The sequence below is a fragment of the Mariniflexile sp. genome (assembly GCF_052728615.1).
The window spans coordinates 138,713-155,746 of the sequence record NZ_JBFVFE010000003.1 but is presented as its reverse complement, the minus strand read 5'-3'; the positions used below and the strand labels follow the sequence as shown (position 1 = coordinate 155,746).

Annotated in this window: 12 protein-coding genes and 1 riboswitch; of the genes, 8 read left to right on the top strand and 4 right to left on the bottom strand. The window is 37.2% G+C overall.

What is annotated here, in order from left to right:
* Positions 1 to 124 precede the first annotated feature (124 nt).
* The gene (locus ACU1LP_RS02760) at positions 125 to 1,195 is read right to left on the bottom strand and encodes a DUF3810 domain-containing protein (protein ID WP_445733727.1); all 1,071 of its coding nucleotides are present in this window, start codon (positions 1,193 to 1,195) and stop codon (positions 125 to 127) included.
* Positions 1,196 to 1,762: 567 nt separating this feature from the next.
* Positions 1,763 to 1,878, top strand: a riboswitch (SAM riboswitch).
* A gap of 52 nt (positions 1,879 to 1,930) precedes the next feature.
* Here ACU1LP_RS02760 and ACU1LP_RS02755 point away from each other — a divergent pair.
* The 6 genes from ACU1LP_RS02755 (at position 1,931) to ACU1LP_RS02730 (ending at position 9,545) form a co-directional block, all read left to right on the top strand.
* On the top strand, positions 1,931 to 2,944 hold the full coding sequence (locus tag ACU1LP_RS02755) for a homocysteine S-methyltransferase family protein (RefSeq protein ID WP_445732313.1): 1,014 nt from the start codon (positions 1,931 to 1,933) through the stop codon (positions 2,942 to 2,944).
* A gap of 57 nt (positions 2,945 to 3,001) precedes the next feature.
* Positions 3,002 to 3,283: an antibiotic biosynthesis monooxygenase family protein gene (locus tag ACU1LP_RS02750; protein ID WP_445732314.1), complete on the top strand. Its 282-nt coding sequence runs from the start codon at positions 3,002 to 3,004 to the stop codon at positions 3,281 to 3,283.
* Positions 3,284 to 3,362: 79 nt separating this feature from the next.
* Positions 3,363 to 6,038: a methionine synthase gene (gene metH, locus ACU1LP_RS02745; protein ID WP_445735493.1), complete on the top strand. Its 2,676-nt coding sequence runs from the start codon at positions 3,363 to 3,365 to the stop codon at positions 6,036 to 6,038.
* A 585-nt stretch (positions 6,039 to 6,623) separates the two neighbouring features.
* On the top strand, positions 6,624 to 7,580 hold the full coding sequence (gene metF, locus ACU1LP_RS02740) for a methylenetetrahydrofolate reductase [NAD(P)H] (protein WP_445732321.1): 957 nt from the start codon (positions 6,624 to 6,626) through the stop codon (positions 7,578 to 7,580).
* A gap of 35 nt (positions 7,581 to 7,615) precedes the next feature.
* Entirely contained in the window at positions 7,616 to 8,716 is a 1,101-nt protein-coding gene (locus ACU1LP_RS02735) for an acyloxyacyl hydrolase (RefSeq protein ID WP_445735492.1), read from the top strand.
* Positions 8,717 to 8,798: 82 nt separating this feature from the next.
* Complete coding sequence (locus ACU1LP_RS02730; RefSeq protein ID WP_445732318.1) at positions 8,799 to 9,545, top strand: head GIN domain-containing protein; 747 nt, start codon at positions 8,799 to 8,801, stop codon at positions 9,543 to 9,545.
* Here ACU1LP_RS02730 and ACU1LP_RS02725 read toward each other — a convergent pair.
* The 3 genes from ACU1LP_RS02725 to gldA all read right to left on the bottom strand — a co-directional run bounded on the left by ACU1LP_RS02725 (position 9,531) and on the right by gldA (position 14,721).
* Positions 9,531 to 10,718: an acetate/propionate family kinase gene (locus ACU1LP_RS02725; protein WP_445732319.1), complete on the bottom strand. Its 1,188-nt coding sequence runs from the start codon at positions 10,716 to 10,718 to the stop codon at positions 9,531 to 9,533. The genes ACU1LP_RS02730 and ACU1LP_RS02725 overlap by 15 nt on opposite strands.
* A 3-nt stretch (positions 10,719 to 10,721) precedes the next feature.
* Positions 10,722 to 12,812: a phosphate acetyltransferase gene (gene pta, locus ACU1LP_RS02720; RefSeq protein ID WP_445735491.1), complete on the bottom strand. Its 2,091-nt coding sequence runs from the start codon at positions 12,810 to 12,812 to the stop codon at positions 10,722 to 10,724.
* Positions 12,813 to 13,824: 1,012 nt separating this feature from the next.
* Positions 13,825 to 14,721 carry a gliding motility-associated ABC transporter ATP-binding subunit GldA gene (gene gldA / locus ACU1LP_RS02715; RefSeq protein ID WP_445735490.1) on the bottom strand — a complete coding sequence of 299 codons (897 nt, stop codon included), beginning with the start codon at positions 14,719 to 14,721 and terminating at the stop codon, positions 13,825 to 13,827.
* Between the two features lie 284 nt (positions 14,722 to 15,005).
* Between gldA and ACU1LP_RS02710 the strand changes: the two genes are divergently transcribed.
* Together ACU1LP_RS02710 and ACU1LP_RS02705 are read left to right on the top strand one after the other, a co-directional pair.
* Entirely contained in the window at positions 15,006 to 15,833 is an 828-nt protein-coding gene (locus ACU1LP_RS02710; protein WP_445735489.1) for a prephenate dehydratase, read from the top strand.
* A complete protein-coding gene (locus ACU1LP_RS02705; RefSeq protein WP_445731527.1) occupies positions 15,830 to 16,975 on the top strand; it encodes a pyridoxal phosphate-dependent aminotransferase in 1,146 nt (381 codons plus the stop codon). The genes ACU1LP_RS02710 and ACU1LP_RS02705 overlap by 4 nt, the downstream gene beginning before the upstream one ends.
* The last annotated feature ends 59 nt before the right edge of the window (positions 16,976 to 17,034 follow it).

Below are 17,034 nucleotides of genomic sequence, written 5' to 3'. Positions count from 1 at the left end.
TGATTTTTGACCAATGTCTCTGTCGCCCCCTATGGGGGTTATCCAAAGCCACCTTCTAAGAAGGTGTGATTTTTACTCTATTTTATCTAAATTGGTACATTCGTGGCTATTATTTTTTAAATCCCTACTCAATGGATTTATTTTCAAAATAATTAACCAAAAGCGCCACCACATAGCTGTAACTATCCATCCCTTTCGTTTGCTTATTGGCCTTAAGAAACGAACTATAAGTCATTTTAAACACAGGTTCCAAGGGGTTGTCATGGGCATCCCAAAAATCGCGCGCTTCTTTGTAATTGTTCAGTATGCCTTTATTCACGGTTTGGTAAAGTTCGTCAAACAACACTTCATCGCGTCTCGCTATTTCGTTTAGGCAAAAGCGTAACGCAAAGGTGTAACCTGAGTATTTAAAATAAATATCGTCGTGATTTATAGCGGCCAAACACCCAATAAAGTTGGCCTCATTTTCGGCGGCATACCCCAATTGGTGCGCCATTTCGTGTGATGTTGTGGTTGGAAACAAGTAAACGGGAATCAACCCATCAACCTGCGCTTCGTTGGTCAGCGGGTTTAAATAACCACTAAAACCCATATAGGTTAACGGATAGCTGAACAACGATTTTTTGGCACTTTTTGGGTGGTATTCTAATTTTGGAAAGGTGTTTTTTAAATTAGCATATCCCAAAGGAGCCATATCCAAAATGTCATTTTTGCTATGCGTAATATCAATCTTTAACGTATCGTTTCCAGCTATTTCCGTATATATGCCGTTCGATTTCTCAATCAAATTTTTCGTAACGTTAATTAACTGCTCCGTAGTATAATCTGCTTCCAAACCCAGACTTCTATGTAGCGGCAAGCGGTAATAGTTCAGTCCCCAAAATAAATGGAACGCGAAATAAACAATTGCCACCGCACTTACCACATCAACAGCCCACTGTACGGTATCTTTCCGCAAGCGTTTTCGGTTTAAATAAATCCATCTTAAAATATAAACAATAGCGATGGCATATACCAAATCGCCAAACGAAAACGGTATCCAACCCAAAGTATATCTAAAAAGTTTGGAAACATATTGGTAAAAACCATTGCTGTAATACCTTTCTATAAACTCAGGATAATGGGCTGCCCATTTTACCAAAAAATATTGCGGAATTAACGACAGTGCAATAATGGTTTTAATCTTTTTCTGCATGTTTCAAAAGTAATAAAAATTTGTACCCTATCTCATGGTTTGTTTATTGGGGTTTCTTCCTGCTTTTGGCTCTATCTTTTTTTCGTGCCTCAAAAAAGGATGCCGCCTTAAATATTTATATTCACCAAATCCGAAATTAAAATAGACATCAGTGAGGTTATCAGGAGTAACAATGATGGTCTGGGCTTATTTATAAAGTTTTCAAGACCTCACAGAGGTTTTAAAAACCTGTGAGGTCTGAAGACAAAATATTGACAAAAAAAGGATAAAAACCTTTTAATTTGAAATTAAACACGTTTTATTTCCCCTCTTGGGAGGGGTTAGGGGTGGGTAAATTAATAGAAACATTTTGTAAATGAGATGAAAAATATAAAACCCACCCCTAGCCCCTCCAAGGAGGGGAACGGTTTATCAAAAATTTTCAACTTCCGAACACTTATGTTTTAAAAACCTGGTAGGTATTAAATAAAGTCTTAATTATTTCTGCAAGCTAAAAAAGACCTTGTGGAGTATGGATAACAAAAATATAGTTAGTATTTTTGCACACGAGTTCATAAACGTATTATAGTGTTATCAAGAAAGGTAGAGGGAATAGACCCGTTGAAACCTTGGCAACCTCCCGAATTTTCAGGAAAGGTGCTACGTTCTACGCGTATTCTTAAGGAATATTGGAAAGATAACGAAAAGTATTTCTTTTACTTTTCTTGATGACATTTAGATAAAAAAACATCAAAAATGTCAAACATACATAAAGCTTTACAAGACCGTATTTTAGTGCTAGATGGTGCTATGGGAACGATGCTTCAGCAATATAAATTTACTGAAGAAGATTTTAGGGGCGAACGTTTTAAGGACTACCCAACGCCATTGCAAGGCAACAACGATTTGTTGTCGCTTACACAGCCCGAAGCCATTAAAACCATACATGGAAAATATTTTGAAGCAGGCGCCGATATTGTAGAAACCAATACATTTTCGGGGACAACCATTGCTATGGCAGATTATCAAATGGAAGATTTGGTGTATGAACTGAATTTTCAATCCGCTAAAATAGCCAAAGAAGTTGCTGATGAATTTACAAAGCGTGAACCAAATAAACCACGTTTCGTTGCAGGTTCTATCGGGCCCACAAACCGTACTGCAAGTATGTCGCCCGATGTAAACGACCCAGGTTATAGAGCCGTAACTTTTGATGGGTTGCGTATTGCTTACAAACAACAGGTTGAAGCGTTAATTGACGGTGGAGTTGATTTGCTTTTAGTTGAAACCGTTTTTGATACCTTGAATGCCAAAGCAGCATTATTCGCTATTGAAGAAGTTAAGGATGAAAGGAAGATTGAAATCCCAACCATGCTTAGTGGTACAATAACGGATGCATCTGGTAGAACATTATCAGGTCAAACGGCCGAAGCCTTTTTAATTTCGGTATCGCATATCCCATTATTATCTATTGGATTTAACTGTGCTTTGGGAGCTAATTTATTGCAACCGCATTTAGAAGCCATTGCCAATAAAACTGATTTTGCTATTTCAGCGCACCCAAATGCGGGATTACCAAATGCTTTTGGGGAATATGATGAATCGCCCGAAGAAATGGGCGAGCAAATTGAAGAATACTTAAAGAAAGATTTGATAAATATTATTGGCGGATGCTGCGGTACCACCCCAGAACATATAAAAGTCATTGCAAATATTGCTGCAAAATATAAACCTAGGAAAGCTGACACGTTGAGCGCAGTCGAAGCATAGTCTCAATAGACCTGTCAGGTTTTTAAAACCTGACAGGTCTAAACCAAAACAGTAATCATGATTCTAGAAGTAGCAACTTTAAACATAAAAACTGGTCTTTCTTTAGATTTTGAAAAGAATTTTCAAGAAGCTCAAAAGATAATTTCTTCAATGAAAGGTTATATATCCCATGAATTGAAGAAATGTTTGGAAAAGGAAGATAAATATATATTGTTAGTGAATTGGGAAACCATTGAAGATCATGAAATCGGATTTAGAAAACCCGAAGAATATCAAGAATGGAAAAAATTATTGCATCATTTTTATGAACCATTTCCAATAGTAGAGCATTATAAATAATTGATTATGTGGATGTAAGACCTGCAAGCCCCGATAGCTATCGGGATTCAAAACCTTGTAGGTCTAAAAGAGATAAAAAATGAAAATAAACCAAAAAAAATACATGAAACTTTCTGGTTTAGAACCTTTGGTTTTAAACGAAAACAGCAATTTTATAAACGTTGGTGAACGTACCAATGTGGCTGGTTCGCGTATGTTTTTACGATTGATTAAAGAAGAAAAATTTGATGAAGCTTTAGCAGTGGCACGTCATCAAGTAGATGGCGGCGCACAGATTATTGATATTAATATGGACGACGGCCTCATAGATGGCAAGGAATCTATGGTACGTTTTCTAAATTTAATTGCTGCCGAACCTGATATTTCGCGTGTGCCTATCATGATTGATAGTTCTAAATGGGAGATTATTGAAGCGGGTCTTAAAGTAGTACAAGGGAAGTGTGTGGTGAATTCCATTTCCTTAAAAGAAGGAGAAGAAAAATTTATTGCGGAAGCGAAACTTGTAAAACGCTACGGAGCTGCCGTGGTAATTATGGCGTTTGATGAAGTTGGGCAAGCTGATAATTATGAAAGACGGATTGAAATTTCAAAGCGGTCGTATGATATTTTAGTCAATAAAGTAGGCTTTCCATCAGAAGATATTATTTTCGATTTAAACATATTTCCTGTAGCAACGGGAATGGATGAACACAAAAGAAATGCCATCGATTTTATTGAAGCTACACGTTGGGTTCGACAAAATTTACCCAATGTTAGTGTAAGTGGTGGCGTAAGTAACGTGTCGTTTTCGTTTCGAGGAAATGATGGCGTGCGCGAAGCAATGCACTCGGTGTTTTTATATTATGCCATTCAAGCGGGTATGAATATGGGGATTGTAAACCCATCACTTTTAGAGGTTTATGACGATATTCCAAAGGATTTATTAGAGCGCGTAGAAGACGTTATTTTAGACAGGCGTGATGATGCCACCGAACGATTATTGGACTTTGCCGAAACCGTAAAAGGGTCTAAAGTTGAAAAAGGGGTCGATTTATCTTGGCGGGAAAACCCGATTCAAGATAGAATAACGCACGCTTTGGTTAAAGGTATTGATGCCTTTATTATTGAAGACGTTGAAGCAGCCAGATTACTGGCCGAAAAACCTATTGATGTTATTGAAGGACATTTAATGATTGGGATGAACGTGGTCGGCGATTTGTTTGGAGCAGGAAAAATGTTCTTGCCCCAAGTGGTAAAATCGGCACGGGTTATGAAAAAAGCAGTGGGGTATTTAAATCCGTTTATTGAAGCTGAAAAAGGAGAGTTTCAACAGGCCATAGGTAAAGTATTGATGGCAACGGTAAAAGGTGATGTGCACGATATTGGTAAAAATATTGTGAGTGTTGTTTTGGCATGCAATAATTACGAAATTGTCGATTTAGGGGTCATGGTACCACCTGAAAAAATTATTGCCGAGGCAAAAGCGCATAATGTAGATGTTATAGGTTTGTCTGGGTTAATTACCCCGTCTTTAGATGAAATGGTGTATATGGCAAAAGAAATGGAACGCCTAAATTTTACGCTGCCATTACTTATTGGAGGTGCCACCACATCAAAAGCACATACCGCTGTTAAGATTGATCCACAATATAAAAATGCGGTGGTTCATGTGAACGATGCATCGAGAGCGGTAACAGTGGTTGGCGATTTATTGAACAAGAAAAGCGCCAACGACTATGTGGCAAATTTAAAAAAGGATTACGATGAGTTTCGCAAAAAGTTTTTAAAACGTGGCAAAGAGAAATCATATATTTCAATTAATGAAGCCCGAAAAAGAAAATATAAGATAGATTGGGAAACATCTGAAATTGTAAAGCCAAACGAATTGGGTATTCAAGTTTTAAAGCAATTAAGCTTAAAAGAATTAGAGCCTTTTATAGATTGGAGCCCGTTTTTTAGAAGTTGGGAGTTACATGGTAAGTTCCCAGATATTTTAACTGATGAAGTTGTTGGTGAGCAAGCAACCATTATTTACAAAGAAGCTCAAGACATGGTTGAAGACATTATTGCGAAGCAATTATTAAAACCAAGAGCGATTTTCGGATTGTTTGAAGCAAATACGATTCATGATGATGATATTTCCATTCAGAAAAAAGGAAAGGAAATAGCCGTTTTTAGAACGTTGCGTCAGCAATTAAGTAAAAGAGAAGGGATTCCTAACATTGCTTTAGCCGATTTTATTGCGCCAAAGGAAACTTGGAAAACCGATTATATGGGTGCGTTTTGCGTTGCTATTTTTGGCGCACAAGAACTGGCCGATAGTTATAAAGCTAAAGAAGACGATTATAGTGCGATAATGGCACAAGCCATTGCCGATAGATTTGCAGAAGCCTTAGCGGAGTATTTACATAAACAAATACGAACGAAGCATTGGGGCTATACTACAGATGAAAACCTAACAAACGACGATTTAATAAAAGAAAGTTATAAAGGTATTCGTCCGGCGCCGGGGTATCCCGCATGTCCAGACCATTTGGAAAAGGAAACCATTTGGAGTCTGTTGGATGTTGAAAAAATTATTGGCGTCACACTAACCGAAAGTTTGGCCATGTGGCCAGCCGCCGCGGTTTCGGGCTATTATTTTGGAAACCCAGAAGCAAAATATTTTGGCTTAGGAAAAATTACGAATGACCAGCTAACCGATTATGCGGTTAGAAAAGGCATCACTAAGGAGAAGGCTAGAAAGTGGTTGCATCCAGTGATTGCGGAGGAGTAATCCCCACCCAGCCTCCCCGAAGGGGAGGAGCCAATGAGCAGTTTAGACCTCACAGGTTTTCAAAACCTGTGAGGTCTGGTAAAAAAACAATATGAAAAGACATATTTAGCGATCAAAAAAGGCTAGGTGAAGAGCGATTGCGGTTTTGGTTCCCCTCCTTCGGAGGGGTTAGGGTAGGAGAATAAAATCGGTTAGTGAAAAATATATTTTAACCGATTATGTTGATGGGAGATGGATTTATTGGGAATATGAAGAAGATTATGAAGCCGTTAAAAAGTTATTGCTTTAATTTGCGTTAGCGATTACTCATGCATTTTATTTTGATAAATCTGAAATCGTGAATGCTTCGCATTTGAAGCGGCATCCTTTTTTGAGGCACGAAAAAAAGATATAGCGGAAAGCGCGACTGCGAGCGTTTCCTGCAAGGTTTCTAAAAACCTTGTAGGTATAAGCGAGTAGTAACGCCCAAAATAATAATAGGATTAACAATTAAAAAGTCCCTTTGGGATGTATTGTTTAAATCCTAAAGACAGAAATTTAAAATACTTGTTTAAAGCCCCTACTTTGGAGGGGTTTGGGAGGCTCATGAAAGTAACAGATCACATAAAAAAAGCAAACGGGAAAACATTGTTTTCTTTTGAAGTTATTCCACCGCAAAAAGGTAAAAATATTCAGGATCTATATAACAATATAGACCCGCTGATGGAATTTAATCCGCCTTTTATTGATGTAACAACCTCTAGGGAAGAGTATGTTTATATTGATAAGGGCAACGGACTTTTAGATAAACGCATTACCCGTATGCGCCCGGGAACGGTGGGAATTTGCGCATCTATTATGCATAAATATGGCGTTGATGCCATTCCGCATTTGCTTTGTGGTGGTTTTACAAAAGAGGAAACCGAATATGTTTTGGTGGATTGCCATTATTTAGGACTCGATAATGTGATGGCTTTACGTGGCGATTCCATGAAAGATGAAGCTTATTTTAAACCTGTAGAAGGGGGCAATTGTTTTGCCAGCGAATTGGTAGCGCAAATAGCTGCTTTAAACAGAGGGAAGTATTTGCATGATGATGTGGTGGTGGAGCATAATTCCGATTTTTGCATTGGGGTTGCGGGATACCCTGAAAAACACATGGAAGCGCCTTCGTTAGTAACCGATTTAAAACGCTTAAAAGAGAAAGTGGATGCAGGTGCCGATTATATAGTTACCCAAATGTTTTTTGATAACACTAAGTTTTTTGGGTTTGTAGATAAAGCAAGAGCACTAGGTATAAATGTACCCATTATTCCGGGAATTAAACCCATAGCCGTAAAGCGCCATTTACAAATATTACCACAGGTTTTTAAAATAGATTTACCGCAAGATTTAATTGATGCCGTTGAGGGTTGTAAAGACAACGCTGCGGTTAGGCAGGTTGGTATTGAGTTCGCCATCCAGCAATCCAAAGAATTAAAAGCGGCTGGTGTGCCAGTGCTACATTACTACTCTATGGGAAAAAGTGATAATATAAAAGCGATTGCATCACAGTTGTTTTAAATATTCCGTTATTTTTGCCTAACAGCTAACCCTTCATGAAGCCATTTTTAACCTACACTTTTTTAGTATCAACACTATTTGGTTTTTCACAAGAAAAACAACAGACCTCTTACGTAGATGTTAACTATTTCAAAGGAAACATCGCATTGCACAATAATGATATTCTGCATTTAATAAACGGGCATCCGGAAGGTGTTATTTTAAGTTGGAACAAAAAAACGTATGGGTTTAACGATTGGGAACAGCGTTATAATTATCCCGATTATGGTTTTACATTTATCTATCAAGACCTTAAAAATGAGGTGTTGGGAAACAATACATCGCTTTACGCGCATTATAATTTCTATTTTTTTAATCGGAATGTCATGTTCAGAATCGGTCAAGGCATTGGGTACACGCCAAAACCATACGATAAAGAAGCCAACTATAGAAATATCGCTTTTGGTACGCATCTTTTAAGCAGCACCATGATGATGCTTAATTATAAAAAGGAGCGCATTATCGATAACTTCGGGTTGCAGGCCGGGGTTTCTTTAATCCATTATTCCAATGCGAATGTAAAGGCGCCCAATGCCAGCGTAAATTCCATTACTTTAAATTTGGGGGTTATTTATAATTTAGAGGATGAGGAACCAGCTTATATCACCACGATTGCCGATGGCGAAAAAGAGACATTCACCCAACCCATAAAATACAATGTAGTTTTTAGAGGCGGTGTTAATGAAAGCGATGTAGTTGGTAGTGGTCAGTTTCCATTTTATATAGTTTCTGCGTATGCCGATAAGCGTATCAATGTTAAAAGTGCGCTACAATTTGGATCCGATGTGTTTTTTTCAAACTTTTTGAAAGAGCTTATTTATTACAAAAGCGTGTCGTTTCCTGAGGAAAATGTGTCGGGAAATGAAGATTATAAACGTGTGGGGGTTTTTGTAGGCCATGAATTGTTTATCAATAAAACATCTTTAGAAACGCAGATAGGGTATTATGTGTATTATCCGTTTGATTTTGAAGGAAGAACCTATTTGAGATTGGGCTTAAAACGTTATATAAACGAAAAATGGTTTGGTGCTATAACGCTGAAATCGCATGGGGCAAAAGCTGAAGCGGTAGAAATTGGTATTGGCGTTCGCTTGTAAATTCCTGCGCAAGCAGGAATCTCATGATGAAAAACTAAAAACATAAAAACAGATTTCTACATCCTCAGGAATGACAAAAAAAATGAAAAAACTATTAAACATATTTATTTTAATTCTACTATTTTCCTGTAATAGTGAAAATGCAGGCGATTGTTTTCAAACTACGGGAACCGTCATTGAGCAGGAAGTTTCAGTACCAGTTTTTGATAAAATTTTAGTGAATCGGGATATTGAACTCATCATTAAAGAAGGTGTGGAACAAAAAGTTGTTGTTGAAACCGGTAAAAATTTGTTAAATGATGTAAAAGCTATTGTTGTTGACGGAAAATTGATTCTTACCGATAACAATAGCTGCAATTATGTACGCACTTATGGAATAACCAAAGTATATGTTACAGCACCAAATATAACCGAAATACGGAGCTCCACACAATACGAGGTGCGTTCGGATGGGGTTTTAACATACCCAAGCTTAACTATTTTAGCGGAAGATTATAATGCTCCAGATACTTTTACCAACGGAAATTTCAGACTGCAAATAGACAACAACTCTTTCAGCGCTGTATTCAATAACATCTCAAACTGTTTTGTATCAGGAAAAACAACCGACTTAAATATAACCTTGGCAGCAGGTACGTCGCGCTTTGAAGCGCAAAATCTGATGGCCCAAAATGTGGTATTTTGGAATCGAAGCTCAAACGATATCATTGTAAATCCGCAGCAATCCCTAATAGGTGCCATATCCGGTACGGGGAATGTTATTGCTATAACACATCCGCCCATTGTAAATGTTGAACAGCTCTATAAAGGAAAGTTAATTTTTAATTAAATCTACCGCCTGTTTGGCAATTTCCAATTCTTCATTGGTTGGCACTACCAAGATTTTGGTTTTGGAACCTTCCTTATTTATCGCTCGAATGTCTTTGGAACGCTTATTGTTTTTATCCATATCTAGTTGAATGCCTAAAAAGTTTAGATCTTCACAAATTAATTGGCGCATATAGTTTGAATTTTCGCCAATACCAGCTGTAAAAACAATAGCATCCAATCCGTTTAAAATGGCGGCATAACTACCAATGTATTTTTTTATGCGATACGCATTCATTTGTAAAGCCAATATGCAATCTTTGTTTCCTTTCGCCGCTTCACTTTCAATATCCCTCAAATCGCTAAAGCCCGTAAGTCCCAACATCCCACTTTTTTTAAGCAACATGGTATTGATATCGTTTAAATCGTAGTTTAGTTTTTCGGCTAAATAGAAGGTAAGGGCTGGGTCAATATCGCCAGAACGCGTGCCCATAATCAAACCTCCCAACGGCGAAAATCCCATGGAATGGTCCACACTTTTACCATTTTTAACAGCGGTCATACTACAGCCATTGCCTAGATGGATGGTAATGATTTTCGATTCCTTTTTACCTAAAAAATCAATCGCTTTTTCTGAAACGTATTTATGGCTTGTGCCATGGAAACCATACACCCGAATGTGGTGTTTGGTTAAAAACTCATTAGGAATGGCGTATTTATAAGCGACTTCCGGAATGGATTGAAGGAATGCCGTATCGAAAACAGCCACTTGTTTGGCGGTAGGAAATATATCTTCGGCAACTTCAATACCTTCCAAATTCGCAGGATTGTGTAGTGGTGCCAAAGAAGACAGCTCTTTTATTTTATCCTTAACTTCTTGTGTTATTTCGGTGGTGTTACTAAAATAAATACCGCCATGTACTACACGGTGACCCACAATAGCGATGTCTTCGGGAGCTTTTATAATGCCTGTATTTTTATCCAAAAGATGTTCGGCCACTAATTTTAATCCCGCTTTGTGGTTTAAAATTTTGGATTCAAATTCAATGGAATTTTTCTCCGTTTTAAATTTGAAAAGGGCATCGTCCATCCCTATGCGCTCTATGATGCCCGAACACAGAATGGTTTCTTGGGGCATTGAAAATAACTGAAACTTTAGGGACGAACTCCCAGAGTTTAATATAAGTACTTGCATGTTTTAAATGTCTTGTGCTTGAATGGCGGTTATAATAACGGTGCTGTAAATATCGTCTGCGGTACAGCCCCTACTTAGGTCGTTAACAGGTTTGTTCAATCCTTGTAAAACGGGTCCGATTGCCAATGCTCCTGTTTCTCTTTGTACCGCTTTGTAGGTATTGTTGCCCGTATTCAAATCTGGAAAAATCAATACACTTGCACGACCAGCAACTTCAGAACCTGGCAATTTGCTTTTTCCTATCCGCATATCTACAGCAGCATCGTATTGGATTGGGCCTTCAATTTTTAAGGTTGGCTCTTGGACTTTAACTATTTCGGTAGCTTCCCTCACTTTTTCAACATCAGCGCCTTTTCCGGAAGCTCCAGACGAATAGGATAACATAGCGATTTTTGGTTCAATGCCAAATCCTTTCGCGGTTTGTGCCGATGAAATGGCAATTTCTGCCAATTCCTTAGCATTGGGGTTTGGGTTGATGGCGCAATCTCCAAAAACAGAAATCCGATCTTCCAAACACATAAAGAAAATGGACGATACGATGTTTACCCCTGGCTTCGTTTTTATAAACTGCAATGCCGGAAGCAGAGTGTGTTGTGTGGTGTTCACCGCGCCAGAGACCATACCATCGGCATGCCCTTTATAAATCATCATGGTGCCGTAATACGACACGTCCGACATGGCGTCCCGTGCCATTTCCAAATTAACGTTTTTATGTTTTCTCAATTCATAATACGTATTTACATAATCATCAAAGTGTGGTGAAGTTGGCGGATATACAATATTTATATCGTTGATATCTAAAGGGATATCGAATTTTTCAATGCGTTCTTTAATCTTGCTTTCTTCGCCAATAAGCGTTAAATCAACAACCTGTGCATTTATCAATCGTGCTGCGGCTTGTAATATACGTTCATCATAACCTTCGGGCAACACAATGTGTTTTTTATTTTTAAGCGCACGTTGCAATAAATTGTACTGAAACATTCTGGGTGTAAATATGTCCGATTGAAACGTAATTAAATGGTCTGCCAATTTATCGGTGTCCACATGTATATCAAACGTAGAGATGGACGTTTCAATTTTCTCGGTATTTTCAGCGTATATTTTAGACTTTATACTTCCAATGTGATTGGTAACGGAATACGTGCCATCCTTAACGCTGACTATGGGGACCACGCTAGAAAGACCTTCAATAAGTTTTAAAATAGGTTCTTCGGGAATCAGTCCACCTGTTAAAATAATCCCAGAAATCTTCGGATAATTTTTAGAGATGTTGGCCTGTAAAGCCCCTAAAATAATATCGGCTCTATCACCAGGCGTAATAACTAAACCGTTCTCTTTTAAATGCGTTAGGTAATTGCGCAATTGCATAGCGCCCACGCTAAAATTATCAATAAGATTGTTTAGCATGTCTTTTCCAAAAAGCACTTTCCCGTCCAGTAATTTAATAACCTCTTTAACCGTTGGGCTGGATAGCGAATGTATTTTAGGGATAACCGTAATATCCGTATCAATATGGATGCGTTTCTGCAAAAGCGTTTTTAAGGTTGAAACTTCTTTTGGGTCTACTTTATTGGTCATTATCGACAGCACATCCACAGAATTTCTAAAAGTATCATACGCCAATTGAACGCTATCAGCAATTTCCTTATTATCTTTTTTATCTCCCTGCATCACGATAATAACCGGAAGACCTAAATTTTTTGAAATTAAAATATTCAAATCCAGTTCAATACTGGAGTTTTCGTGCGAAAAGTCCGTGCCTTCAACCAAAACAAAATCAAAACGTTCTTCAAGGTATTTGTATTTTTTAATGATTTCGTCAATCGCATCACCCGATTTTCCTTGATTGTACAAATCAAGTACCTCATTTCTGGTAAAAGCGTATGTTTTTTTATAATTGATATCAATCTCAAAATGCGATAAAACCGTACTGATATGGTTATCCATTTCGCCCGAATCCAAATCTTCAATAATGGGTCTGAAATAACCAACTTTCGCCGTTTTCCCTAAAAGCATGCGCATTAAACCCAAAACAACCACAGATTTTCCGCTGTTAGGTTCAATGGTAGCCACATAAATTCCTTTACTCATGTCTTGTTTTTGTAGTGTAGCAAAGATAATCGATTAAGATGTTTTTAACGAAAAACAATGCGGTTTTGTTAATAATTTAAAATATGATGCTGCAAAATTACCGTCTAGATATTTTAGTAAAGATGATTTTGGTCATATTTTCAATACAATTTTGGGCGTTACCATCCCGATAGCTATCGGGAGGTCGGGCTTTCCGTTATATCTTTTTAAAACGTCAAGGCGGAGGCACGACAAAGCAATCTGCCAATTTTCAGTTCTGTCCAAAGTTCGTTTTCCTAAGTTTTAAAAAGGATACCGCTTCAAAAGCGAAGCATTCACGATTTCCAAATCAACAATAAAATGTATGGGTAATCCCTAACGCAGCCTATCAGCTATTTAAAGCACTTATCAGATAATATTTAATTTTCAATATGATAATTACCTCAGTTGGCAAATTCCACATCGTATTTATTACCCGGATTTTTTATCTTAATTCTGGTCTTAAAATATTTTGCCAAATAAACTTATATTGACTTTCTTTTATTTCTATTCCGAATTCTCTTTTTATTGAAAAAACGTTTTCTGGCATAAAAGTGAAAATTCCATTAGTTAATAAAAGTAAAAATGCAATTACAAGTAATGTAACTCTAAATATTTTACTGAACTGAATTTTCACTATAAATCCATTAATCAAATAAATTATTAGAAGCCAAAACATGAAATATAAAAAGAAATCAAATAAAAATTCTAAGATGAAAAATTGTTCAGAACCTGAGGTGTGCCAACCTTCACAAAAATAGGGTAAAGGAAATCCAATCATTACAGAATCTGGTGCATCAACTGGTGCAACATACTACCATTTAGTGAAAATCTCGAAAGAAATAATCGTTACAGGAAGTACAACCTTTAAAATTAAATTTTTTGAATGTGTTTTCACAAATTTTATTCACAGTTTTATTTTTCTAAACAAGATGTTGCTGTAATTATAATTAATGGGCTTAATAATGAAAAAATCACAACTAAAAACCCACCATTACTTCAAAGTCAACTCCCTAAAAAGCGCCTCCAAACTCGCATTTTTTTGGTTGAGCTGTAAAATTTTTAATTTATTGTCGTGCGCAAAGTCAAACACATGCGAGCGCATATCTTCGGCAGTGGCAAATGTAATTTCATAAACAAAATTATGCGTATTCACAACGGTTTTTGCTTTTGGTAGTTTTAATAAAAACACATCTTCAACCCGGTAATCGAACTCCACAATTACCGTTTGTTCTTTGCTTTCGCGTAGTTCCGTTAATTTTTTATCCGCTACAATTTCTCCTTTGTTAATAATAATCACACGGTCGCACATGGCTTCTACTTCCTGCATAATATGTGTGGAAAGAAATACCGTTTTAGTTTTACCAATGGATTTGATGAGGTTTCTAATTTCCACCAATTGATTCGGGTCCAAGCCAGTGGTAGGTTCATCTAAAATTAAAACCTCAGGATCGTGCAACATCGCATTTGCCAACCCAACACGCTGGCGAAACCCTTTGGAGAGCTGTCCTATTTTTTTATGGGCTTCGGCAGTTAACCCGGTAAGCTCAATAACCTCTTCAATACGTTGTTTCCCTACCTTATAAATATCGGCGTTAAAGGCTAGATATTCCTTAACATACATGTCTAAATACAACGGGTTATGCTCGGGCAAATAGCCAACACTTTGCTGTACGTGTTGCTTATCGCCACTCACATCAAAGCCATTTACTTTGGCCAAACCTTCGTTGGCGTCAAGATACGTTGTTAAAATTTTCATCATAGTGGATTTCCCGGCTCCATTGGGTCCTAAAAACCCAACAATTTCTGGTTTCTCCACCTTAAAAGAGATGTTGTTCAATGCTTTTTGGTTTCCGTAAAGTTTCGAAATACCTTCTACCTGTATCGACATGTTTAAAATTATTTATCCAAAAATAATGATTATCCAATGTAATGTAAGTTTTGCTGTAAAATATTTAAAACTTTTAATAAATATGAAAAAAAGGTTTTATCCTGTTTTGATTTCTTGAAATATTAATTACTTTAGCCACATAATTATGAAGGCAACAGCAACTTATACATATTTTAGCGGATTTTATTTTTTCTTTATTAGAAAAAACGAGACCTTGTATGTATAATTTATAAGCATAAATTTTAATACTAAGTCTCGATGAAAATCGGGACTTTTTTTTGTATATGATAAAAACAGTGGCCATACAGGGCGTAAAAGGATCTTTTCATCATATTGTGTCACAGCAATTTTTTGACAAGCCTGTTGACGCTATAGAATGTTTAACATTCGACCGCGTAGTCGATTCTTTAATTACCAAAGAGTGTGATGCTGCTATCATGGCTTTGGAGAATTCCATTGCGGGTTCTATCATCCCGAATTACGCGTTGATCAACAAATTTGGGCTGCACATTGTAGGCGAACATTATTTGGATATCCAGCACAATTTAATGGCATTGCCCAATCAGAACATTAAGGAAATCAAGGAAGTGTATTCGCACCCCATGGCGTTATTACAGTGTATGGAATTTTTTAAACTGCATCCGCATATTAAGTTGATTGAAGATAAGGATACCGCCGAAGTAGCGCAACGCATTCAGGAAAAACAACTAAAAAACGTAGGGGCTATTGCGAGTACTATTGCTGCCGAAATTTTTGAGTTGGATATTTTGGCACGTAGCATCCAGACCATAAAACATAATGAAACCCGTTTTGTAATTGTAAAGCGCAACAATTCCGAAGTGCCGGAAAACCAAATAAACAAGGCATCGGTTCGGTTTGAAGCCGACCATAAACGAGGCAGTTTAGCGGCTATTTTGAATGTGATGAGCGATTGCAAACTCAATTTAACAAAAATACAGTCGTTGCCCATTGTTGAAACACCTTGGAAGTATGCCTTTTTTGTGGATGTTACTTTTGAAACTTATGAGGAATTTAAAAAAGCAAAATCCATTATAGATATTATGGCACAAGGATTTAAAGTTTTGGGCGAATATAAAAATGCCAAAAAATGATTGAAGCAGCGAACAGATTAAACACCGTTGAAGAATACTACTTCTCAAAAAAATTGAGAGAGGTAAACCTTCTTATTGCAAGTGGCAAGCCCATTATTAATTTAGGTATTGGTAGCCCAGATATGCAACCGCCACAAAAAGTGATTGATGCTTTGAATGCGGGGTTTTCAAACCCAAGTGCCCATAAATACCAAAGTTACCAAGGCTTGCCCGAGTTGCGCGAAGCCATGGCTTGGTTTTACAAAGAACATTTTAATGTGAATTTAAGTCCGTCCACCGAAATTTTACCATTAATGGGAAGTAAGGAAGGGATTATGCATATTTCGATGGCATATTTGAATGAAGGGGATGAGGTTTTAATACCAAATCCAGGGTATCCAACCTACCAATCGGTAACCAATTTAGTAGGTGCAAAACCTGTTTTTTATGAGCTTGATGAAGCCAACAACTGGATGCCGGATTTTAAGGCTTTAGAGAAATTGGATTTAAGCAAAGTAAAACTGATGTGGGTCAATTACCCGCACATGCCAACTGGTGCGCAACCAAGTAAGTATGTTTTTGAAGAGTTGGTGGCGTTTGGTAAAAAACATAGTATTTTAATTGTTAACGACAATCCGTATAGCTTTGTTTTAAATGATAACCAGAGGAGTATTTTAGAGGTTGAAGGCGCAAAAGAAGTTTGTTTGGAATTGAATTCGTTAAGCAAAACCTTTAATATGGCAGGATGGCGTGTAGGTATGGTGATTGGCGATAGTAAACACATCAATAATATTTTGAAGGTAAAAAGCAATATGGATTCTGGGATGTTTTACGGCATCCAGAAAGGAGCGGTTGAAGCCTTAAAATGTTCAAAAATGTGGTTTGTCACCTTAAATAATGTGTATAAACAACGCAGGGATTTGGTATGGCAATTGGCTGATGCATTAAATTGCACGTATGACCAAAATGCAACGGGACTTTTTGTTTGGGCAAAACTGCCACCATTTGTTAAGTCGGAAGAATATATTGATTTAATATTGAAAAACAATCATATATTCATAACGCCCGGAACTATTTTTGGGAGTAAAGGCGAAGGCTATATTCGGTTTTCGTTATGTGCCTCCACCGAGGTTTTGGAAGAAGCTATTGCACGGGTGAAGTGAGTTTGCAGTCGCAGTATTCAGTTGCAGAAAATAGAAAAAATAAAGAGTAATACAGTAAA